The sequence below is a fragment of the Aeromonas rivipollensis genome (assembly GCF_010974825.1).
Classification (GTDB): Bacteria; Pseudomonadota; Gammaproteobacteria; order Enterobacterales; family Aeromonadaceae; genus Aeromonas; species Aeromonas rivipollensis.
This window is the reverse complement of sequence record NZ_JAAILA010000018.1, coordinates 1-22,785: the sequence shown is the minus strand read 5'-3', so window position 1 is coordinate 22,785 and position 22,785 is coordinate 1. Positions and strand designations below refer to the sequence as shown.

Here is a 22,785-nt window from a genome sequence, read left to right as displayed (position 1 = left end):
AGTGAGCACCCATGATGCCCCGCTTGAGTTCAGGCCTGTGGCTGGCGCTGCTCTGGTGCTCTGCCTCGGTGCAGGCCGCCAGCCAGTGCACTGCGGCCTTCGCCTACCCGGTTCAGAGCCATGCTTCTCCCGGTCGGCTAGCCATGAGTGGCGAGAGCCGGATCACCAGCGCCACTATGGATACCAATTACCCCTTCCTTGGCAAAACCATCCAGCCGAACGCCAACTGCAACAACGGTGGCTTCTGGAACAACGGCACCTGGGTTTCCAGTTGCAACGTCAGCGGCGTCCTGGCCAGCCCGCTCAAGGATGTGGCATTTATCAGCGACCCCAACGAGTTTCCTGCCAACCCGGGAGGCTTTCCGTCCTATAGCGGGAAAAAGGATCTCGCTTGCGACGGCGCCATCTCGCCTGCAGCCGGTGACTACAAGAGTGCCTCATGGGGGGGCAACAGTTGCGTGGCGACCCTGAAATCGGGCCAGACCTATCGTTTCGATACCCTGTCGATCAGCGAGGGTGCCGTGCTCAACCTCAATGGCGCGACCGTCTATGCCAAGAGGCTGACCATCAGGAATGATTACAACAGTGGCGTCACCGGGTCGGGAAACCTTCATGTGAACGATCTGATGGTCACGGGCCAGGGCAAGCTCAACGACGCCAGGGTCACCGTCTACAGCTCTCTGGATGTCTCGGGCAATGGAAATACCGGGACGGCCGTCTTCCAGCCGCGCTACATAGATAACGTCACTATGGATGTTTCGGCCGGTGGCCAGAGCGTGCTGATGGGAGCCGGAGACTGGGTCATCAAGAACCTTGGGATGAAGCGCAACAGTGCCATGACCTTCCAGGGTCAGAGCTCTCTCGCTGTCTATGGGCTCAAGATGGAGGGGCAGGGCAAGATCACGGCCGCGGGCAGTCGCGGCGATCTGACCCTCAAACTGCATCAGACCCTGGAGGTGAGCGACAACGGCGTCATCAATGGTTATCTGCAGGCCAGCTACGTCAAGACCTTCAAGCATCAAAGCACGTCCGACATCCGGCTCTACTTCCGTGGCGGCAGCCATTGGATCGACAAGCTGGAGCTTGGCAGCAACGACAAGCTGATCTTCGATACCGGCTTCGCGGCCCAGCTTTACCTCAAGAGTGACCTGACCCTGAGCAACCAGATGGAGGTCAATGCTGGGGGCAAAGCCAACGACCTGAGGCTCTACCACTTTGGCAAGGTCACCATGAGCGACAATGCCAAACTCAACGCCATTCTCTATGTGAATGCGGGCGATCTGGCCATGAGCTGGCAGGCCCAGCTGACGGGGGCTGTGTCGGCGGTGAATGTCACCATGACGGATAACAGCAAGGTCATCCATGAGCCCTTTACCGGTGACTGGCCCGGTATCTGTGAAGAGGAACTCACCTGTTTCAGCGACGACTTCTCCGCCAGCACCCTCAGCAACAACTGGGTGGTGGCTCGCAGCAGCGGCGACTTTACCCCCGCCATCGTCAATGGCCGGCTCGGCATGACCCAGGCCAGCCCCAAGCAATCCACCTCGGCGACTTACCAGCGGCTCTTCCCCGCCGCCAACAACCTGGTGACCATAGAGTTCGACCAGTATGCCCACGGTGGCAACGGGGCGGACGGCATGGCGGTGGTGCTCTCGGATGCCAGGGATACCCCCCAACCGGGCGCCTTCGGCGGGCCCCTCGGGTATGGTTTCAAGACGGGGGTCAACAACGGCTTTGCCGGTGGCTGGCTCGGGGTGGGCATAGACGAATATGGCAACTTCTCCGGCGAAGGCGGGGCGACCAACAAGGGGCGACGCAAGCAGTCCGTGGTGGTGCGTGGCTCGGGCTCAGGCACCAGCGGCTACAACTACCTCAAGGGGACTTGCAAAGACGGCGCCGACAACGCCAACGGCAACTGCCTGTCGCCGACCGTGGACAGCGGCTCGGACAGCAATCGCCCTCACCGTTATCGACTGACCATAGATTCGCGTACCAAGGACCAGTCCATGGTCAAGGTGGAGCGCAACACGGGGAGCGGTTACAGCACCCTTATCGACAGCTTCAATGCCGCCGCCCAGAGTGGCCAGGCGGCCATTCCCGAGAATCTGCTGTTGTCTCTGACCGGCTCGACGGGGGATGCGACCAACGCCCACCAGATCGACAACGTCCGGATCTGCGCCCTCAAGTCCAGTCCGGTGGGGACCCAGATCAATCACTTCGAGTTCGATCACTCAGGCCAGGCCCTGACCTGCAACCCGGAGACTCTCATCATCCGGGCCTGCGCCAATGACAGTTGCAGCCAGCTGTTCACGGACCCGGTAAGCGCCACCCTGACGCCGCTTAAAAACGGCAGCAACGGCTGGATAGCCGGCAGCCAGGTGAGCTACAACGGCAACACCGCTACCGTGAATTTCAGCGACGGCACCACCAAATTGCAGCTGCGCAACAACCTAGCGACGGCCATGAGGGTGGGGGTGAGTGGCTCGACGCCGTCCACCAAGCCGCTTAGCACGACGCTTTGCCGGGCGGGCAGCGGTGCCCTGAGCGACGCCGCCTGTACCCTCAGCTTTGCCGACAGCGGCTTCCTGTTCAACGTGCCGGATACCTATTCCAACCAGCCTCAGGATGTGACTATTAGTGCGGTCAAGAAAGACGATCTTACCCAGCAGTGTGTGCCAGGATTTACCGGGGTGAGGTCTGTCGGCTTTTGGGGAACGTACAACAATCCAAATACCAATAGCTTTGGTAGCAAGATTTCCATCGATGGCAATGTCATTGCTACTTATGCCGCCAGTGTTCCTTTACCAACACCAACCACCCTCAACCTGACTTTTGATAATCAGGGTAAGGCGACCTTGAAAAAAGTGACCTACCCCGATGCTGGTCAGATGCAGCTCTATGCCCGCCATAATGGCAGTGGTGAGACGGCGGGTCTGGTGATGCTAGGCGCGGATCAGTTTGTGGCGCGTCCGGTCGGTCTGTGTATTACGCCCCCGCAAGGGGTCTGCGCGGCAGGTGATAGCAGCTGCCCTGTATTCAGAAAAGCGGGGGAGACGTTCCAGATAGATATCAAGGCGATGGCCTGGGAGTCGGCCAATGATGGGGATATCTGCGCAGGGAATCAGACTACGCCCAACTTTGTGCTGAGTGGCATTGGCTTGGGTAGCACCTTGGTGGCACCAAGCCCGGGCACCAATGCCGCGCTGGGTACTACCACCTATAACCATGTGGCAGCGACCAACAGTGCCAATACCATTAGCCAGACAGTGAGTGAGGTGGGAGTGTTCCGGATGACGGCGACCCCACCGGCGGCAGGTTATTTCAACTACACCATACCGCCCGCTGCCAGCATGCCGGTGGGGCGCTTCGTGCCCTGGGACTTCAATCTGGTGAGCAGTGATGTTGTGCCAGCCTGTGTGGATACGACGGCACCAGAGCGAGACTTTACCTATATGAGTCAGCCATTTGGCATCAAGCTGGAGGTGGTGGCCCGTAACATGGCGGGGAGCCAGACCCAGAACTATACGGGTCTCTTTGCCAAGGGGGGAGCCTATATCACGACAGCCAACAACAAGGATGGCAACTCGCTGTCGAGCCGCTTGCGTAGCCTACAGCCCCTGCCATGGTTCAACGGGCGAGCGGCGTTCACCGGTAGCAGCGAGTTCGTGCGCCTGTCCGACACCCAGCCAGACGGCCCCTACAAGTCGCTGTTATTTGGTCTCTATATGAGGGACAACGATGGTGATAACTCCCAGATTGCCAGCCCGAACTTCAATGAGACGGTGGCGGGGGATTGCAGCGGTAGCGGATGCAATGCCCGGCTGCTCGACAGTGTGCCGATGCAAGCCTATTTCGGTCGATTACAGGCCAGTACCCGGCAGGGGGTTGCCAGCGCCCCGCTTACGTTGCCTCTGCAGGTGCAATATTTCGAAGGGGGTGGTTGGAAAATCAATCAAGCGGATGTTTGTACACAACTATCTCTGGCTAATAATGGTTTTGATCCGGCAACCATCCTAGATTCGACGCGCAAGATCAGTTTCAACAACGGCTCTTATGAGGTCACGGGTCTGGTACCAGGAAATACGCCGCCACAATCTTTCAACAGCACCCTGACCCTCAGTGGTCTGGCTGCGCCAGCCAGTGTAGCGACAGTAAATAAAGGTGAGATCCTGTTTCATTTCTCTGCACCAAATGTCGCGGTGCGCATTCCCTACAAGGTGGAGTTGTCGAAACAGCCGTCACGGCCACTCTGGCTGTCGGATCCACTCACTCAGGCGGGGGAGGCCATTTTCGGCTCCACTCGAGGCAACGATCGCATTATTTATCGCCGCGAAGTGATGCCCTGAAAATGATATGGGGACAAGGAGAGGGGCGCTTTGGGATGGGCCTGCGTCTTATCTCCTTGTTTCGTAGTGTTTGTCGGCCTGAGCGGGTGAGTGATGACTCGCATTTTTGTCGCGCTTGATTGACTGGCGACAGTTTGAGCGCTTGCCCATTGGGGTGGGCATTGGTAAAGTTAGCCGGTTTTCTGCACCTCCAAATTCTTAGGATTTCCCGTAGCCATGTTCAAAAAGCTCAGAGGCGTCTTTTCCAACGATCTGTCGATCGATTTGGGAACTGCCAACACCCTGATCTACGTAAAAGATCAAGGGATCGTCCTTAACGAACCCTCAGTTGTCGCCATTCGCCAAGAGCGCGGGAACGCCAAATCGGTCGCTGCCGTCGGTCATGCCGCCAAGCAGATGCTGGGTCGTACCCCTGGTAACATCTCCGCCATTCGTCCGATGAAGGACGGCGTCATCGCCGACTTCTACGTGACCGAGAAGATGCTGCAGCACTTCATCAAACAGGTTCACGACAACAACTATTTCCGCCCCAGCCCCCGTGTGCTGGTGTGTGTGCCGTGTGGATCTACCCAGGTCGAGCGCCGTGCCATCAAGGAATCCGCGCTGGGCGCCGGTGCCCGCGAGGTTTACCTGATCGACGAACCCATGGCCGCCGCCATCGGTGCCGGCCTGCCGGTTTCCGAAGCAACAGGCTCCATGGTGGTGGACATCGGTGGTGGTACCACTGAAGTGGCCATCATCTCCCTGAACGGTGTGGTCTACTCCCAGTCGGTGCGGATCGGTGGCGACAAGTTTGACGAAGCCATCATCAGCTACGTGCGCCGCAACTACGGCAGCCTGATCGGGGAAGCCACCGCCGAGCGCATCAAGCACGAGATCGGCTCCGCCTACCCGGGCGAAGAGGTGCGCGAGATCGAAGTTCGTGGTCGTAACCTGGCCGAGGGTGTGCCCCGCAGCTTCACCCTGAACTCCAACGAGATCCTGGAAGCGCTGCAAGAGCCGCTGTCCGGCATCGTCTCCGCCGTCATGGTCGCCCTGGAGCAGTCCCCGCCCGAGCTGGCGTCCGACATCTCCGAGCGCGGCATGGTGCTGACCGGTGGTGGCGCCCTGCTCAAAGACATCGACCGTCTGCTGATGGAAGAGACCGGCATCCCGGTCGTCGTGGCTGAAGATCCCCTCACCTGTGTCGCCCGTGGCGGTGGCAAGGCGCTGGAGCTGATCGATATGCACGGTGGCGATCTGTTCCACTACGAATAAGACCCAAAGCCGGCCGAGCGCCGGCTCTTTTTTGACGACTCATGAAACCCATCTTTGGTAGAGGCCCTTCGCTTCAGTTACGGTTGTTTCTCGCCGTCATCATCTCTGTCGCTGCCATCGTCGCGGATTCCCGCTTCGGTGTGTTTACGCACGTCCGCGTCTATCTGAGTTCCCTCGTCAGCCCGCTGCAATACATCGCCAATGCTCCCGGTATCCTGCTCGACACCATGTCGACCCAGGTGCAGACCCGATCCAGCCTGATCGAGCAGACCAAGCAGCAGGAGCAGCAACTGTTCACCCTGCGCTCCCGCCTGCTCAAGCTGGATCAGCTGGAACACGAGAACCAGCGCCTGCGCGAGCTGCTCGGGTCGCCGGTGCACAAGGAGTCCCGCAAGATGGTGGCCGAGCTGCTGTCGGTGGATTCCGACCCCTTCAGCCATCAGGTGCTGATCAACAAGGGGGCGCTGGACGGCGTCTATAACGGCCAGCCGGTGATCAACGATCAGGGGGTGGTCGGTCAGGTGCTCCACGTGGGCTCCACCACCAGCCGCGTCCTGCTCATCACCGACTCCAGCCACGGCATTCCGGTGCGGGTGCTGCGCAACGATCTGCGCGCCATCGCCTCCGGCAGCGGCGAGCTGGACAAGCTGGAGCTGCGCAACCTGCCGCGCAACACCGACGTCCAGGTCGGCGATCTGCTGGTCACCTCGGGCCTCGGCGGCCGCTTCCCGGAAGGCTATCCGGTGGCGACCGTGACCCGATCCGATTATGTGGAGGGCAAGCCCTTCGCCCAGATCGAGGCCAGGCCCCTGGTGGCACTGGACAGGTTGCGTTACCTGCTGCTGCTGTGGACCGACAAGAAGCCGGAAGTGCATGACGACGAGGCCATGACGCCTGCGGCTGCGCCCTCTGCGGCGACGGCCACTTCGGCGGCGGAGGCGACGCGCTGATGCTGCAACCCGCCAGCGGCAGGATCTGGATCTGGTGTTCGATCCTGCTGGCCCTGTGCCTCTCGATCCTGCCGCTTCCCTTTCAATTCGAACCCTTCCGGCCGGACTGGCTCGCCATGGTGCTCATCTACTGGGCGCTGGCGTTGCCGCACCGCACCAACGTCGGCACCGCCTGGGTGGCGGGCCTGCTGCTGGATGTGCTGCTCGGCAGCACCCTCGGCGTGCGGGCCATGGCCATGGCCATCACCACCTATCTGGCGGCCTTCCAGTTCCAGAAGATCCGCAATTTCTCCCTCTGGCAGCAGGCGCTGATCATCGGTCTGCTCTCCCTGGTGGGCAAGATCACCGTGTTCTGGGCCGAGCATCTGTTCAGCCGTGCCAGCCTCAACCTGGCCTATTTTTGGTCGACGTTGACAACGATGTTAATATGGCCCTGGATTTTTATGGTCTTGCGCAAGGTACGCCGTCGCTTCAATATCAAGTGAACATGAGCAAAAACAACGGATTGTAACTGCGTCTCATCTCATTGAGTGAATATGAACAAGCACAACGAACTGCAACTCTATCTCGCCTCGGGCTCGCCCCGCCGGCACGAACTGCTGACCCAGCTGGGCTACCGTTTCGAGGTGCTCAGGCTGGATGTGCCCGAGCAGCGGGAAGCGGGCGAAAAGCCCCAGGATTACGTCTGCCGGCTCGCCCGTGACAAGGCGATGGCCGGTGTGGCCGCGGCCCCGACCGCATTGCCTGTGCTGGGCGCCGACACCATAGTGGTGCTGGGGGACAGGGTGCTGGAGAAACCCTCCGACCTGCTCGATGCCAAGGACATGCTGGAGGCACTCTCCGGCAAGGTCCATCAGGTGATGACGGCGGTGGCACTGGCCACCCCGGAGCGCTGCGACGTGCGGCTGGTGACCACCAATGTGGCCTTCCGCAAGCTGGACGAGGCCGAAATAGAGGCCTACTGGCGCACGGGTGAACCCTGCGACAAGGCCGGTGCCTATGCCATCCAGGGAATAGCCGGCAAGTTCGTCAGCCGCATCGAGGGGAGCTACAGCGCCGTGGTCGGCCTGCCCCTGCTGGAGACGGATCTGTTGATCAAGCAGCACCTCGAGCAGACTCGGTAATCCCCTCGTCAGCAGTTCGCTGCTGAGTTACCCATTGTTCGTCGTGCCAGAATTCAAAACTAGAAAGGCAAGGTAACTTATGTCAGTAGAACTGCTGGTGAACGTCACCCCCTCAGAGACCCGGGTCGCCCTGGTCGAGAACGGGCTGCTGCAGGAAGTGCATGTAGAACGTCAGGCCAAGCGCGGCATAGTGGGCAACATCTACAAGGGCAAGATCAGCCGTGTGCTGCCCGGCATGCAGGCCGCCTTCGTCGACATCGGCATGGACAAGGCCGCCTTCCTGCACGCCTCCGACATTGTGCCCCACACCGAGTGCGTGGCGATCAAGGAGAAGGAGCAGTTCCAGGCGGGCAACATCGCCGAGCTGGTGCGTCAGGGCCAGGACATCATGGTGCAGGTGGTGAAAGACCCGCTGGGCACCAAGGGTGCCCGCCTCACCACCGACATCACACTGCCGTCCCGCTACCTGGTCTTCATGCCGGGCAGTGCCCACGTCGGCGTCTCCCAGCGTATCGAGTCCGAAGCTGAGCGGGAACGCCTCAAGCGCACCGTGGCGGGCTATGTGGACGAGCTGGGTGGCTACATCATCCGCACCGCCGCCGAAGGGGTGGGGGAGCAGGAGCTGGAGCAGGACGCCGCCTTCTTGAAGCGGTTGTGGCGCAAGATCCTGGAGCGCAAGCAGAAGTACCCGCCCTGCAAGATCCTCTACGAGGATCCCAGCCTGGCCTTCCGGGTGGTGCGCGACTTCGTCGGCGCCGAGCTCGACAAGATCCGGGTCGACTCGCGCCAGAGCTTCGAGCTGCTCTCGCATTTCACCGGGGAGTATGTGCCCGAGCTCGCCAACAAGCTGGAGTACTACTCCGGCGAGTCGCCCATCTTCGATCTCTACGACGTGGAGAACGAGATCCAGCGCGCCCTGGAGCGCAAGGTGGAGCTGAAATCCGGCGGCTACCTCATCATCGACCAGACCGAAGCCATGACCACGGTGGACATCAACACAGGTGCCTTCGTGGGCCATCGCAACCTGGAAGAGACCATCTTCAACACCAACGTCGAGGCCACCGCCGCCATCGCCCGCCACCTGCGGTTGCGCAACCTCGGCGGCATCATCATCATCGACTTCATCGACATGCAGTCCGAGGATCACCGCCGCCGGGTGCTGCACAGCCTGGAGCTGGCGCTGGCGAAAGACAGGGCCAAGACCAACGTCAACGGCTTCTCCCAGCTCGGGCTGGTGGAGATGACCCGCAAGCGCACCCGGGAGAGCCTGGAACACGTGCTCTGCTCCGAGTGCCCCGAGTGCAAGGGGCGCGGCCGGGTCAAGACGGTGGAGTCGGTCTGCTTCGAGATCCTGCGGGAGATCATCCGGGTCAACCGTGCCTACGATGCGGATCAGTTCACCGTCTATGCGGCCCCCTCGGTGGCCGATTACCTGCGGGGGGAGGAGTCCCACAGTCTGGCCGAGCTGGAAGTCTTCATCGGCAAGCAGGTCAGGGTGGTGACGGAGCCGCTCTGTGGGCAGGAACAATTCGATGTGGTGATGATGTAATTGATCTACCGCTGGCTGAGTCGGGGCTGGTTAGCCCTCGGGGTCTTCTTCGTGCTGCTGGCCATCCTGGTCAGCGTGGTACGCCTTGGCGGCCCCCTGCTCAACCAGCACAGGCAGGCGCTGATCGCCACCCTGCTTGGCGACAGCCAGCTGGAGGTGAGCGTCGAGCACGTCGGGTTGAGCTGGACCCAGCGCGGCCCGGCCCTCGAGCTGCAAGGGCTGGTCATCGCCCCCGATTCGGGGCGCTTCTCCCTGCGCCTCGGCAAGGTGTGGGCCCACCTCGACTTCTGGCGCTCCCTCAACGACTGGAAACCGGTGTTCGGCCAGCTGCTGCTGAGCGACGGCGACATAGCGCTGGATCTGGCGCAGCCGGCCGCCCCGACCGGCGAGAAGAGCCCGGATCAGCAGCGGGCCCTGCTGCGCTTCCTGCTGACCCAGCTCTCCACCTTCGATATTCATGACAGCCGCCTGAGCGTGACCACGGCGCTGGGGGAGGTGCGTGCCCTCAACATCGCCCAGCTGCGCTGGCAGAATCGCGGCAAGCGCCATCAGGGGGTGGGCAAGGCCTACCTCATCAACGGGGTGGGTGAGAGCGCCATCGATCTCATCATCGACGTGGATGCCCCGCAAGTGCGCCTCGACAGGCTCAAGGGCCAGCTCTACCTGGGGGCCAGCGAGCTGGACATCAGCCCCATGCTGGCGCGGATCCACGCCGGCGAACCCAAGGTGACCGGCCAGCTCGACTTCCAGCTGTGGAGCGAGTTCGAGGGGGGCAGGCTCGGCAACTCCCTGCTGGCCTTTGGCAACAACCACCTGATCTGGAAAGACGAGGTCAAGGGCGAGCCGCACCGGCTCGATCTGCAGGGGGGCAAGATCCAGCTGCGGCGCGACGGTGAGGAGTGGCAGCTCGCCAGCCATGACGTGACCTTCAAGCTCGATGGGGCGACCTGGCTGCAGAGCCGGTTGCAGCTCGAGCGGGTCGGCTCCCGCATCCAGGGCTATGTGCCCGCCATCGATCTCAACCAGATGGCCAACCTGAGCCAGCTGGTCTCGGGCCTCTATCCCAGCCTGACCAACACCCTCAAGCACACCCAACCCAAGGGCAAGGTGCAGGAGCTGGTGCTGCAGGCCGATGGCGACTGGCAGGGGCTCTCCCTGAGCGGACAGCTCAGGGGCTTCGAGACCAAGGCCTGGCACGACGTGCCAGGGCTGCAGAAACTGGACGGCGACTTCTGGCTGACCCCGGCCGGGGGCAGCGCCCGCCTGACCCTGGGCAAGGGCAAGGTGGATCCCGCCCGTCACTTCAAGGTGCCTATCCCGGTCGACAGCCTCTTTGCGCGCCTCGACTGGTGGCGCGAGACGCAAGGCTGGGTGCTCTACGGCCAGGATATAGCGCTGGATAACGAGGACTTGACCCTCGCCAGCCGCTTCCGCCTCGAGCTGTTCGAGCACCCCTTCCTCGCCCTGACCGGCCGCATCGACGTGAAGAATGCGGCCCATGCGGATCGCTACTATCCGCTGGCCGTGATGAGCGACGGCCTGGTGGACTACCTGAGCGGCGCCATCAAGGGGGGCAAGGCCAAGGGGGCAGACCTGCTCTGGTACGGCGAGTTCCGCGATTTCCCCTATGACAACGGCAAGGGGGTCTTCCAGGTCGCCGTGCCGCTGGAGCAGGCCACCTACGAGTTCTTCCCCGGTTGGCTGCCGCTCACCGAGCTGCAGATAGACCTCCTGTTCCAGAACGCGGGTCTGGACATGCGCAGCAGCGCCACCCGGCTCGGCAAGGCCAGATCCGACGCTGTGCATGCCTGGATCCCGGATCTCTCCCCCGGGGCGCACCTCTACGTGGATGCCAAGGTCCAGGGAGAGGGGCAGGCCATCAGCGGTTACCTGCAGGAGTCTCCCCTCGCGGGCTCCGTGGGTCAGGCACTGCGGGAGATCGAGATCCGCGGCCCCATGGATGGCACGGTCAAGCTGGACATACCGCTGGGTGGCAAGGGCGAGGTCAAGGCCAGCGGAGAGGCGAACTTCCATGACAACAGCGTCAGGATCGCCACCCTGGATCTGCCCCTGGAGAAGGTGCAGGGACGACTCGAATATGACAACGAACACACGCACTTCAGCAATCTCAAGGCCAGCCTGTGGAACCAGCCGCTGACCCTGGATTATCGGGGCAAGCAGCTGCCCCACGGCTATCAGGCGGATCTCAAGTTCAAGGGACTCTGGGACAGCAGTCGCCAGCGCCAGGACATTCCCGCCCTCGAGATGCTCAAGGGGCGCAGCAACTGGACGGGGACCCTGGGGTTGACCCTGCCCGAGAACAAGGCCTTCAGCTTCCAGCTGGCGCTGGACTCCAACCTGCAGGGGATGGGGCTGGATCTGCCGGTGCCGCTGACCAAGGCGGCCGGGAGCCAGCTCCCCCTCAAGGTAACGGCACGGGGCCGCGACGGCAGCGCCGACATTCGCGCCGTGCTGGGGGCCGATGTGGATATGCAGAGCCGGCTGGTGTACGGCGAGGGGGCTCCCTACCTCAGCCGGGTGCGGGTCAACGTCGGTCAGCCCGGGGCCCGGGTGCTGCAAGACAAGCCCATGCTGCTCGCCATCAATCAGCCCCAGGCCGACGTGGCCGGCTGGCTGGCACGGCTCACGCGCTGGTGGCCGGGCAAGGGGGCGGGGAGCAGCGGCAATGCGGTGGTCGGCCCCGCCTTCCTGCCTCAGGAGTGGTGGGTCGATGGCCTGCTCGCCCGGGCCGATATCGGCAGCGCCAATCTCAAGGCGGTGCACTTCACCGTGGGGCCGGTGAACCTGGCCACCGAGGTGATGATCGACAGCCCCGAGGTGATGGGGGTGGTGCGCATTCCCGTGACGGACAGGCAGCCCATGGATGCCAAGTTCGCCCGTATTCATTGGTCGGGCAAGGGATCCGACCTCAGCCCCGAGCCCGATGCGAGGCAGGACAAGGCCATCATGGATGCCATTCCCTGGCTCACCTTCAGCTGCGTGGATTGCCGCTTCGGCGCCCTGCCCCTCGGGGAGCTCAAAGGGGAACTGGTGCCAGGCGCCAACCGGCTCGCTCTCAAGGGGCTGGAGATGCGGCTCGCCGGCAGCACCCTGAGCGGCAGCGCCGAGTGGCTGGCGCAGCCCGGCCAGATGCAGACCCGGGCCCGCGCCCACCTCAGCACCCAGAACAGCGAGCTGCTGCTCAAGCGACTCGGCTTCACCTCGCCCATAGGCGACGCGCCGGGCAAGCTGGCACTGGATCTCAGCTGGCGTGACGTGCCCTACCGGCTGGACTTGCCGACCCTGGCAGGCAGTGCAGATTACCAGCTGGAGGGGGGCACACTGCGGGAGGTCAACGACAAGGGGGCGCGCCTGCTCTCCCTGCTGAGCCTCGACTCCCTGATGCGCAAGCTGCGCCTCGATTTTCGGGATGTGTTCGACAAGGGCTTCTACTTCGAGTCCATGTCGGCCTCCGCCAGGATCAAGCAGGGGGTGGTGGAGAACAACGACTTCTACATGAAGGGAGCCGCGGGCAACCTGCGTGGCGAGGGCATCGCCGATCTGGTGCGCTGGCGTCTCGATTACGATCTGAGCTTCTCCCCGAACCTGGGGGGTACCCTGCCGGTGGTGGCTGCGTTCTCGCTGACCCCGATCACCGGGCTCTATGTGCTGGCGCTCTCCAAGCTGCTGGAGCCTGTGGTGGATGTGGTGACCCGCATCGACTTCCGGGTCTCGGGCCCGCTGGACTCCCCCAAGCTGATCGAGGCCGGCCGGGATCGCGCCCGCATCAAGCTCAACCAGCAGCAGAAGCAGGCGGTGGATGCGGTGGCGCCCAACTTGCCCGCCGAGGAGGTCAGCCCCTTCCTGCTGACCCCCAAGCACGGCGGACCAGCCCAGCGCTGAGGAGCGGCGTCCGGTGCCAAAATCCTTTCGTCCCGGGCCCGAACCCCTCATAGTGCTGGGAGTCCCCCGCGAGCCGAGGATGCAGAGTCCGGCGGCTTGCCCCATCACAAGGAGCGCGTCATGTGGCTAGCCGCCATACAGTTGATCTCGGGTCGTCACTGGCAGGATAACCGGGCACAGATTGCCGCCGAGCTGGCGGCGCTGCCCAAGGAGCGCCCCCTGCTGGTGCTGCTGCCGGAAAACTTCGCCCTGTTCGGCGAGCGCCAGGGTTATCTGGATGGGGCCGAACCCCTGGGAGATGGCCCAATCCAGCAGCAACTGGCCGATTGGGCCAAAACCCACGGCATCTGGCTGGTGGCCGGGGCCATGCCCACCACCATCGCCGGTTCCGATCATATCCACACCAGCTCCCTGGTGTTCGATCCCGACGGCGAGCTCAAGGGCCACTACCACAAGATCCACCTGTTCGACGTGGACGTGGCGGACAACCACGGCCGCTACCGGGAGTCGGAGACCTTCAGCCCCGGTCAGGAGTGCGTGGTGGTGGACTCTCCCTTTGGTCCCCTCGGCCTCTCTATCTGTTATGATCTGCGCTTCCCCGAGCTCTATCGCCAGCTGGCTCGTGCCGGTGCCCGGGTGCTGCTGGTGCCTGCCGCCTTCACCGCCGTGACCGGGGAGGCGCACTGGGAGCCGCTGCTGCGGGCCCGCGCCATCGAGAACCAGTGCTATGTGGTGGCCGCCAATCAGGGGGGCAGCCACGAGACGGGGCGTCAGACCTGGGGCCACAGCATGGTGATCGATCCCTGGGGTCGGGTGCTGGCCTGCCAGGATTCGGGCACCGCCACTGTGCTGGTGAAGATGGAGCCCGGCCTTGTCGACGAATTGAAACGCACCATGCCCGTGCTGCAACACGCCCGTTTGCTCTGATGGTGTGGTGTTGATTGACCTAGGGTGCAACACGCGAAGCGCATTGCCCCTGTGTCTATCTTTGGGTTGGCGATGCAATTCACTTCGTTCATTGCACCCGACGAATACGAACTTGTCACCGGGCCACACCGGATGAATTCACCGTTACGACGTCTCGCATCGAGAGTGGAGAGAAAGATTGAGTCTATTGAGCCAGGTTAGTGCCTCCTTGTTGGCCCCGAACGATCTCGACGAAGGGCGCCTGCAGCAGTTGCTCGGCAGCCTGATGAGCCATCAGGTGGAGTTCGGCGACCTCTATTTCCAGCGCAGCTGGCACGAGTCCTGGATGCTGGAAGACGGCATCGTCAAGGACGGCAGCTACAACATCGACCAAGGGGTCGGGGTGCGCGCCGTCAGCGGCGAGAAGACCGGCTTCGCCTACTCGGACGAGCTGAGCCTGCTGGCCCTGCAACAGTCGGTGACCGCCGCCCGCGGCATAGCCGCCGCCGGCGCCCAGGGCAAGGTGAAGGCCTGGGCCAGAACCTCCGCCAACCTGCTCTATCCCGCCATGGACCCGCTGCAGACCCTCGACAAGCAGCAGAAGATTGCCCTGCTGGAGCAGATGGACAAGTTCGCCAGAAGCCTGGATCCCGCCATCAATCAGGTGATGGCCTCCATCAGCGGCGTCTATGAAGAGATACTGGTGGCCGCCACCGATGGCACCCTGGCCGCCGATGTGCGCCCCCTGGTGCGCCTGTCGGTGACCGTCATCGCCGAGAAGGGGGAGCGCCGGGAGCGCGGCAGCGCCGGCGGCGGTGGCCGCTTCGGTTACGACTATTTCCTGGAGCTGGACGGGCTTGAGAGCCGGGCGTTTGGCTATGTGCGCGAAGCGGTACGCCAGGCCCTGGTCAACCTCGAGGCCATAGACGCGCCGGCCGGCACCATGCCGGTGGTGCTGGGGGCTGGCTGGCCCGGCGTGCTGCTGCACGAGGCGGTGGGGCACGGCCTGGAGGGGGACTTCAACCGCAAGGGCTCGTCCGCCTTCGCCGGTCGCATCGGCGAGCAGGTCGCCTCCAGGCACTGCACCATAGTCGATGACGGTACCCTGGTGGGCCGACGCGGCTCCGTCTCCATCGACGACGAGGGCACCCCGGGGGGCTACAACGTGCTGATCGAGAACGGCATCCTCAAGGGCTACCTGCAGGACAAGCAGAACGCCCGGCTGATGGGGGTGCCACTCACCGGCAACGGTCGCCGCGAGTCCTACGCCGCCCTGCCGATGCCGCGCATGACCAACACCTACATGCTGGCGGGTCAGCACGATCCGGCGGAGATCATCGCCTCGGTGAAGAAGGGCATCTATGCCCCCAACTTCGGTGGCGGTCAGGTGGACATCACCTCCGGCAAGTTCGTCTTCTCCGCCTCCGAGGCCTACCTCATCGAGGATGGCAAGATCACCGCCCCCATCAAGGGCGCCACCCTGATCGGCAACGGCCCAGAGGCCATGAGCCAGGTCTCCATGGTGGGCAGCGATCTTGCGCTGGATCGCGGGGTCGGGGTCTGTGGCAAGGAGGGGCAGAGCGTGCCGGTCGGCGTCGGTCAGCCCACGCTCAAGCTGGATCAGCTCACCGTGGGCGGCACTTCCTAGGTTGGCTTGGCCGCGCAGCGGCATGACCCGACACCACCAAACCCCGGCCGCAGCCGGGGTTTTGTTTTCTCTGGGGCGCACAAATAAAAACCCCGGTCAGTGGACCGGGGTGGGTGAAGGGGGTTGATGGGGCTCAGTTGGCCGATATGGCACGGGCGTCGATATAGAATCGCGCGTTGCCCTGGGGATCTATCCTGATCTGGGCGACCAGCCGATCGCTTCGCTTGTATTCCCACCTGCTCTTGATCCGGGTCAGGGCGGGGCTGACGGCCCCGACCACGTTCAGATATTCGTGGAACAGGCTGGAGCTTCCAATCTCGGTCAGCATCTTTTCCATTTGCATGTCTCCTCAAGTGATTGGGTCTGCGCGGGTCACGTTAGCAGCGACCCTCTGAACCTTGCCTGTACAAAAAACACACTACTCCGTCCGTGGGCAGGCAACATGATCAGGCGCAAGTTCGGCGACGATCCCCGATCCGAGATGACAACGCTTTCGGTCAGGGCTGGCGCGCGGCGGGCAGATGATCGAGGGCGGCGGATGCGTGTGACTGCGCCGGGGCCGTCTGCACAGCGGGCGCACCGTGGAACACGGGATCCTGCGCCACCTCCTTGATGCCGTTGATGCAGAACTGCATGCCCATGCACACCAGCAGGAAGCCCATGATGCGGGTCATGGCGTCTATGCCGGTGGCGCCGAGGATCTTGCAGACCGGATCCGCCAGCTTGAGCACTCCCCAGCTGAGCAGGCTCATCAGGGCGAAGGCGGTCACCATGGCGGCATAGATGACGAAACGGTTGTACTCGTCGGGCAGCTCGGCAATCTGGGCGGCGCCACTGATCACCAGGGCCATGGTGCCCGGCCCGCACATGCTGGGCATGGTGAGCGGCACGAAGGCGATGCTCTGGTTGATGTCGACCCCGGCGGACTGGCTGGGGGCTGGGAACAGCATGCGAAAACCGATGAAGGCGATGATGAGGCCACCGGCCAGCCGCAGGCCGGGAATGGAGATCCCGAACAGATCCAGGATGGAGGAGCCGATGAAGAAGCTGACGCAAAGGGTGGCGAACAGATAGATGGCGGCCAGGTTGATCTGGCGGCGTACGTGCTCACGGGACATGCCCTTGCTCAATCCCAGCAGCAGGGTAGCCGTGGTGGGGGGATTGACCATGGGCAGCAGCGCGAGCAAGGCGATGAATACGACCTGGAAAAACATCTTGCACCTCGGGGTGGTTGGAAAACAACAGGGCCAGACGCGGGTCTGGCCTTAAGGGGGGGCTACTCTACGGCAGCCAGGCTGAATATAGCCGGAACGAAGGGGCCCCGACAGTCCGGGGCCCGCATCTGTCAGGCGGTTTGTGGCGTGGCCTGACGCTGAGTGCGCTGGCGCAGCCAGAGCCAGAGACCCAGCACGAAGCCGAGACCGGCCAGACTGACCACGTAGTGGGAGGGCGCTAGCACGTCGTTCTTCATCCACAGCGTCACCAGCATGGGAGTGAGCCCGCCGAAGATGGCGTAGGCCACGTTGTAGGAGAACGACAGCCCGGAGAAGCGCACCACGGGCGGGAAGGCGTTGACCATGACATAGGGCACGGCGCCGACTATCCCCACCGCAAAGCCTGCCAGCATGTAGAGCGGCACCAGCTGATCCATGCCCGCCGCCAGGCCGTGGTAGAAGGCATAGGTGGCACCGGCCAGCAGCAATGAGCCCAGGACGAAGGTGGGGCCGCTGCCGAGGCTGTCTATCAGGCGGCCGTAGAAGATGCAGCCCAGGGTGAGGGCCACTATGGCCAGGGAGTTGGCGGTCAGGGCATCGGCCGGGCTGATGCCATGGACCTTCTGCAGATAGGTCGGGGTCATCAGGATCACCACCACTATGCCGGCGGAGAGCAGCCAGGTCAGCAGCATGGAGACGATGACGCTGCCCTTGTGCTCGCGGAGCACCGTCTTGAGGGGCAGCTCCTCGGCCAGGGCCTTGTTGGCCTGCATCTCGGCGAAGACAGGGGTCTCGTGCAGCCAGCGGCGCAGGTACATGGCGACTATGCCGAACACACCGCCGAGCACGAAGGCCAGACGCCAGCCCCACTCGCTCACCTCCACCGGGCTCATGCCGCGGTTGATGGCGGTGGCCACCAGGGAGCCGAGCAGTATGCCGGCGGTCAGCCCTGCGGTGAGGGTGCCGCAGGCGACGCCGACCCGGCGGGCGGGCACGTGTTCGGCCACGAAGACCCAGGCCCCCGGGACCTCACCCCCGATGGCGGCCCCTTGCAGGATCCGCAACAGCAGCAGCAGCAGCGGGGCGGCGATGCCTAGGGTGGCATAGGTGGGCAGCAGGCCGATCAGCAGGGTCGGCAGCGCCATCAGGATGATGCTGAGGGTGAACATGCGCTTGCGGCCGATGAGATCGCCGAAGTGGGCCATGATGATGCCCCCCAGCGGGCGGGCCAGGTAACCGGCGGCGAAGATGCCGAAGGTCTGGAACTGGCGCAGCCACTCGGGAATGTCGGCCGGGAAGAAGAGCTCGCCTATCACCACGGCGAAGAAGACGAAGATGATGAAGTCGTAGAATTCGAGGGCACCGCCCAGCGCCGCCAGGCTTAAGGTCTTGTAATCCTGTCGGTTGAGGGGGCGATTGTGGTCATGATGTGTGCTGACTTTAGTCATATCCTTATGTTTCCCATCGTTTTTTTAGTTATTCTCCCCCATGCTCTGCGGGGATACGCTCACCCACGAGGGTATGCTTTTGTATCCCAGGAAGTAAATCGCACAATTCGCAACACTGTCTTGCAGCACCTTGCGGCAAGGGATTGGAGAGGTCATGACGAAGAAAAAGGTACTGCTCTCCTGGAGCAGCGGAAAAGACAGCGCCTGGGCCCTGCATCGCTTGCGCCAGGATCCGGCGATCGAGGTGGTGGGGCTCTTCACCACCCTGAATCAGGCGTTCGAGCGGGTGGCCATGCACGGGGTGCGCAAGCAGTTGCTGACGGAGCAGGCCGCGTGCGTGGGGCTGCCACTGCACTGCATCGATCTGCCCTGGCCCTGCAGCAACGAGGACTATGGCCGGGTCATGGCCGGCTTCATCGAGGATGTGCTGGCCATGGGGATCCGCCACATGGCATTCGGGGATCTCTTCCTCGAGGATGTGCGCGCCTATAGGGAGAAACAGCTGGCGGGCACGGGCATAGCGCCGCTGTTCCCGCTCTGGGGCAGCGACACGAGCGAGCTGGCGCAGGAGATGATGGCCGCCGGCCTCAAGGCCAGGATCTGCACCCTGGATCCCGGCAAGCTGGATGCCAACCTGGGTGGGCACGAGTTCGATGAGACCCTGCTGGCGGCCCTGCCCGCCGGGGTGGATCCCTGCGGCGAGAACGGCGAGTTCCACACCCTGGCCTTTGATGGCCCCATGTTCCAGCGGCCCCTGGCCATCCGGGTGGGGGAGACAGTGGTGCGGGACGGCTTCGTCTTTACCGATCTGCTGCCGGATGAGACCCCTGAGGGCTAGTTGCCCGGGAGAGCGGCAGGCCCATCTCCCGTCTGCTGAATGCAACAAGGCCGGATCCCTGGGGATCCGGCCTTGTCGTCTGGCCCGGCTCAGCGGGCGGCGAAGGTGTCGCAGCTGGCGGGCTTGCCGCTGTCAAAGCCCTTCTTGAACCAGGCGAGGCGCTGGGCCGAGCTGCCGTGGGTGAAGCTGTCCGGCACCACCCGGCCCTGACCCCGCTGCTGCAGGCGGTCGTCGCCTATGGCCTGGGCGGCGTTGAGGGCCTCCTCCAGATCGCCGTGCTCCAGCACCTGCTCCCGCTCCATATGGTAGCCCCAGACCCCGGCGAAGCAGTCGGCCTGCAATTCGAGTTTGACCGACAGCTTGTTCTGCGCGGCCTGGCTCAGCCCTTGCTGTTGCTGGCGCACCTTGGTCGAGATGCCGAGCAGGTGCTGCACGTGGTGGCCCACCTCGTGGGCGACCACATAGCCCTGGGCGAAGTCGCCATCGGCCCCCAGCTTGTCGCGCATGTCCTGATAGAAGGAGAGATCTATGTAGACTGTGCTGTCCGCCGGGCAGTAGAAGGGGCCCATGACAGACTGGCCCTGGCCGCAGCCGGTCTGGGTGGCGCCGCGATAGAGCACCAGCCTGGGAGGCTGATACTGGCTGCCGCTCTGGGAGAAGATCGCGCCCCAGGTATCTTCGGTGGAGGCGAGCATCACTGAGGTGAATCTGGCCAGGGGATCGCTGGCCGGCTCTGACACATTCTGGCGCGGCGCCTGGCTCTGCCGGGACGGTTCGTCGAGCAGGGGGCTGAGATCCACGCCGTAGTAACCCGCCACCATGACCACCACGATCAGGATGAGGCGCCCCTTGCCACCTATGGGCAGGCCACCGCCCCCGCTGCCACCGCCTTCCTGGCGCCTGTCTTCCACATTGCTGCTCTCACGGCGATTTTGCCAGCGCATATCTGCCTACTCCCGTCATTGATGGTGGCAGTAATGATAATGGCTGCTGGCGCGACCCGCCTGATGAGGAGCGTTATTCAGCCCAGGGCATCTCGGGCAGGCTGTCGAGAAACTCGGCGTAGCGGATCAGGTTGAAGGGGCCCTGATCCGCCTCCATGGCCATCAGCTCGGCACCCAGGGCGCAGGCGATGTATTGCAGCGCCTCGTCCCGCGGGGTGCCCTTCATCACCAACCGCATCAGGGTGGCTTTCACCTGCAGGGGATGGCCGTCGGCGAGCTGGTTTTCAACCATTTCCAGCAGTGTCTGTTCGTCAAAGAATTCGGTGGTGTCCGTCATGGGGAATGTCCTGCTTGTTGTTCTGTGGGATAGGGCGGGCAGTATAGCCGGAACCGCCGCGCGACTCATGTGGCAGGGACTAAATGTCGGCTGCGGTCGGCCGGCTTGCGGTCCATGACGGCCTCCTTTTGGCCGGGGATCTTGCCAAGCGCCCCTCATGGGGGCAGTCTTGATGGCTGTTGTTCCCATCACACGAGCCTTTGCCATGATCCTCTCCGAGCGCCTCGCCCTGCGCGAATTAACCACTGCTGATGCCCCCTTCATTCTCGAACTGCTCAACGACGGCGACTTCCACCGCTACATAGGCGATCGCGGGGTGCGCACCCTGAGTGACGCCGAAGAGTACATACAACAGGGGCCGGCGGTCAGCTATGCCCGTCATGGGCATGGTCTCTATCTGGTGATGCGACGGGAAGACGAGGCCAGGATCGGCATCTGCGGGCTCATCAAGCGCGATACCCTGCCGTGCGAAGACATAGGCTACGCCTTCCTGCCTGCCTATCGCGGTCAGGGTTACGGCATAGAAGCGGCACGGGCGGCGTTGCAGGATGGGCGGGAGCGGCTCGGCATCGAGCGGGTCATCGCCATCGTCACCCCGGGCAACGAGCGATCTGTGGCGCTGCTGGGCAAGCTGGGTCTGGTGCGCAGCCGTCTGGTCAGGTTGAGCGAGGATGCCGACGAGTGTCTGTTGCTGGAAGCGGCCGATACCCAGGCCTGCACTGTCTGAGGGATGGCAGGGCCGTCAATCAGAAGAGGGGATCACAAGGCTGGAGGCGAGGGAGGCAAGGGGGCCGCCGTGAGTTGCGGCCTGTCTGCATCTGAGGCTGCCGGTGGGCAGGATCAGTTGAGCTCTTCGATGGAGAACTCGGTTTATTTAATTATGTATTTGTTATTTATGTATATTTTTTGCTTGAAGCATATTTTTGTTTTGTTTAACCCCCACAAAAAACCCCGCATACAAAAAACTCAACCAGATTACCTAGGTTCTTCCGAACATCGCCCAGCTGTCCGGTGAATCGCTCAGGCGTGCTATCTGGATGCCCAGGATGCGAGCACAACGGAGTGTCGGGTGAGCCGATAGCGACCACCAGCTCACCCAGTGACTCCGCTTGGCTTGTAGCGAAATCAGCCAGGCTCACATCAGGGTATCCATGTCACAGGCTGCAATGTCAGTAGACTATGTCCAAGAATTTTTCGGCACAACTCTGACAAGCAAAGTCACCATGCATAAGACCAACAGGCTTCAATTTGCGGCAGCGGCCGCAAATGTCGAAATAGCGGCGGTTGTTGAGTAATTGATTGATGGCCTTCTCTATTTCCTGTGGTGTGGCTACCCAACGGGGCTCAAGCTCGTGCTTTGTGGCTATCCAGTGAGCATCAAGCTCCTTCTGTGTGGCGGCATCAAGTTTGAGCGAAATGGGCTTAATATCAATAAAGTGAAGCAGTTTTTTGGGCCGTTCATCCCTTGTAGGGGCAGGCGGCTGTCCCAGCCTCTTTATGGGAGTCCAGACCTCGACTGGGTTATGAGGCCCTATCCAATCAACATCACACACCTCGAGCCAGAGGCCCTGCTCGCTAGCACACAGGCGGATATAGTCCCGTTTTATCTCTTCTAGGTTCTTAATCGGCGTTGTTTCCCAAATCATGATGGTTCATGCGGAACTTATGGTGCTCTCGGTGATCTGATCACCAAATCCCCTTTCAAGTCAGTATCATGGGCAAAGCGCGTCACCCCATTTCCAACTGGTCACAGTACAACAAGTCCCTGATAAAGCGGGGTTCACTGACGTTCTGGGTGGACGAGGATGCAGTGAGCAACTGGTTCCATAACGAGCATCATGGTCGACGGGGTCGAAGCCCGCCCTATACCGACCAGGCCATTTGTACCGCGCTCATCCTCAAGGGCATTTTAAAGGCTATGTCCCAATTGCGTGTTGCATGGGGCGCCCCAGCGCCTCCTGCAAGCAATGTGGGATAGTCACTTCCCGTCCATAGCGCTCCAACATCCTTCGCCAACTCAGATAATTCCTCAGATAGTGGGTCGCTACCCCATGGAACCGCTCCATCCACTCTTTTAAACGCCTGTGGTACCCGTTCACATGCTGGATGTGGTACGCGCCAACCACGGGCTCGCCTTGACGATTGCGCACGACCTGATGGGTCACTCCCTGCGCTTTGCTGAAACTGGCATACACCCCGGCGCCATCGCTACACAACACCGCATCTGACGAGACAAGGGGTGTCAAAACCGCTATCACCGTCTCGGCATTCATTTTCTCCAACTGAAAATCCGCATGGTGGCCAGCCCGGTCCTGAACCAC

At 62.6% G+C, this 22,785-nt stretch carries 18 protein-coding genes and 1 pseudogene; 12 read left to right on the top strand and 7 right to left on the bottom strand.

Translation table 11 applies throughout. The features are described 5' to 3' along the window. Positions 1 to 11 precede the first annotated feature (11 nt). The 9 genes from G4923_RS12680 (at position 12) to tldD (ending at position 15,683) form a co-directional block, all read left to right on the top strand. Entirely contained in the window at positions 12 to 4,346 is a 4,335-nt protein-coding gene (locus G4923_RS12680; RefSeq protein ID WP_240455333.1) for a DUF6701 domain-containing protein, read from the top strand. Between the two features lie 216 nt (positions 4,347 to 4,562). Then, positions 4,563 to 5,603: a rod shape-determining protein gene (locus G4923_RS12675; protein WP_005308111.1), complete on the top strand. Its 1,041-nt coding sequence runs from the start codon at positions 4,563 to 4,565 to the stop codon at positions 5,601 to 5,603. Between the two features lie 41 nt (positions 5,604 to 5,644). Next, a complete protein-coding gene (gene mreC / locus G4923_RS12670; RefSeq protein ID WP_163137276.1) occupies positions 5,645 to 6,553 on the top strand; it encodes a rod shape-determining protein MreC in 909 nt (302 codons plus the stop codon). Further along, positions 6,553 to 7,038: a rod shape-determining protein MreD gene (gene mreD, locus G4923_RS12665; protein ID WP_163137275.1), complete on the top strand. Its 486-nt coding sequence runs from the start codon at positions 6,553 to 6,555 to the stop codon at positions 7,036 to 7,038. Before mreC ends, mreD begins: the two co-directional genes overlap by 1 nt. 51 nt (positions 7,039 to 7,089) lie before the next feature. Next, positions 7,090 to 7,677 (top strand): Maf family protein, encoded by a 588-nt coding sequence (locus G4923_RS12660; protein WP_106885186.1) that lies wholly within the window; start codon positions 7,090 to 7,092, stop codon positions 7,675 to 7,677. Between the two features lie 79 nt (positions 7,678 to 7,756). Next, positions 7,757 to 9,226: a ribonuclease G gene (rng, locus tag G4923_RS12655; RefSeq protein WP_025325452.1), complete on the top strand. Its 1,470-nt coding sequence runs from the start codon at positions 7,757 to 7,759 to the stop codon at positions 9,224 to 9,226. Further along, the gene (locus tag G4923_RS12650; protein ID WP_163137274.1) at positions 9,227 to 13,129 is read left to right on the top strand and encodes a YhdP family protein; all 3,903 of its coding nucleotides are present in this window, start codon (positions 9,227 to 9,229) and stop codon (positions 13,127 to 13,129) included. Positions 13,130 to 13,249: 120 nt separating this feature from the next. After that, complete coding sequence (locus tag G4923_RS12645; RefSeq protein ID WP_163137273.1) at positions 13,250 to 14,056, top strand: carbon-nitrogen hydrolase family protein; 807 nt, start codon at positions 13,250 to 13,252, stop codon at positions 14,054 to 14,056. 178 nt (positions 14,057 to 14,234) lie between these two features. Further along, positions 14,235 to 15,683 (top strand): metalloprotease TldD, encoded by a 1,449-nt coding sequence (tldD, locus tag G4923_RS12640; protein ID WP_162627243.1) that lies wholly within the window; start codon positions 14,235 to 14,237, stop codon positions 15,681 to 15,683. Positions 15,684 to 15,816: 133 nt separating this feature from the next. Here tldD and G4923_RS12635 read toward each other — a convergent pair whose 3' ends face one another. From G4923_RS12635 to G4923_RS12625, 3 genes are all read right to left on the bottom strand, one after another. After that, positions 15,817 to 16,020 carry a hypothetical protein gene (locus tag G4923_RS12635; protein ID WP_106885182.1) on the bottom strand — a complete coding sequence of 68 codons (204 nt, stop codon included), beginning with the start codon at positions 16,018 to 16,020 and terminating at the stop codon, positions 15,817 to 15,819. A gap of 160 nt (positions 16,021 to 16,180) precedes the next feature. Further along, positions 16,181 to 16,897 carry a MarC family NAAT transporter gene (locus G4923_RS12630; protein WP_106885181.1) on the bottom strand — a complete coding sequence of 239 codons (717 nt, stop codon included), beginning with the start codon at positions 16,895 to 16,897 and terminating at the stop codon, positions 16,181 to 16,183. Positions 16,898 to 17,028: 131 nt separating this feature from the next. Next, a complete protein-coding gene (locus G4923_RS12625; RefSeq protein WP_163137272.1) occupies positions 17,029 to 18,345 on the bottom strand; it encodes an MFS transporter in 1,317 nt (438 codons plus the stop codon). 154 nt (positions 18,346 to 18,499) lie between these two features. Between G4923_RS12625 and G4923_RS12620 the strand changes: the two genes are divergently transcribed. Further along, positions 18,500 to 19,183 carry an adenine nucleotide alpha hydrolase gene (locus G4923_RS12620; protein WP_163137271.1) on the top strand — a complete coding sequence of 228 codons (684 nt, stop codon included), beginning with the start codon at positions 18,500 to 18,502 and terminating at the stop codon, positions 19,181 to 19,183. An 89-nt stretch (positions 19,184 to 19,272) separates the two neighbouring features. On the opposite strand, the gene ypfJ is transcribed toward G4923_RS12620, so the two are convergent. After that, positions 19,273 to 20,127: a KPN_02809 family neutral zinc metallopeptidase gene (ypfJ, locus tag G4923_RS12615; protein ID WP_163137270.1), complete on the bottom strand. Its 855-nt coding sequence runs from the start codon at positions 20,125 to 20,127 to the stop codon at positions 19,273 to 19,275. Between the two features lie 73 nt (positions 20,128 to 20,200). After that, positions 20,201 to 20,464, bottom strand: coding sequence for a hypothetical protein (locus tag G4923_RS12610; protein ID WP_163137269.1), 264 nt, complete (start codon positions 20,462 to 20,464; stop codon positions 20,201 to 20,203). Positions 20,465 to 20,669: 205 nt separating this feature from the next. Between G4923_RS12610 and G4923_RS12605 the strand changes: the two genes are divergently transcribed. Further along, entirely contained in the window at positions 20,670 to 21,191 is a 522-nt protein-coding gene (locus tag G4923_RS12605; RefSeq protein ID WP_106885176.1) for a GNAT family N-acetyltransferase, read from the top strand. A gap of 442 nt (positions 21,192 to 21,633) precedes the next feature. Here the strand turns inward: G4923_RS12605 and G4923_RS12600 are convergent, their stop codons facing one another. Next, complete coding sequence (locus G4923_RS12600; protein ID WP_163137268.1) at positions 21,634 to 22,110, bottom strand: hypothetical protein; 477 nt, start codon at positions 22,108 to 22,110, stop codon at positions 21,634 to 21,636. 68 nt (positions 22,111 to 22,178) lie between these two features. On the opposite strand from G4923_RS12600, the pseudogene G4923_RS12595 reads away from it, so the two are divergent. Then, positions 22,179 to 22,373, top strand: a pseudogene (locus G4923_RS12595) (transposase); the annotation flags it as partial. A gap of 7 nt (positions 22,374 to 22,380) precedes the next feature. On the opposite strand, the gene G4923_RS12590 reads toward G4923_RS12595, so the two are convergent. Next, on the bottom strand, positions 22,381 to 22,785 hold a 405-nt coding region (locus G4923_RS12590; protein ID WP_163137267.1), incomplete at its 5' end, for an IS1595 family transposase.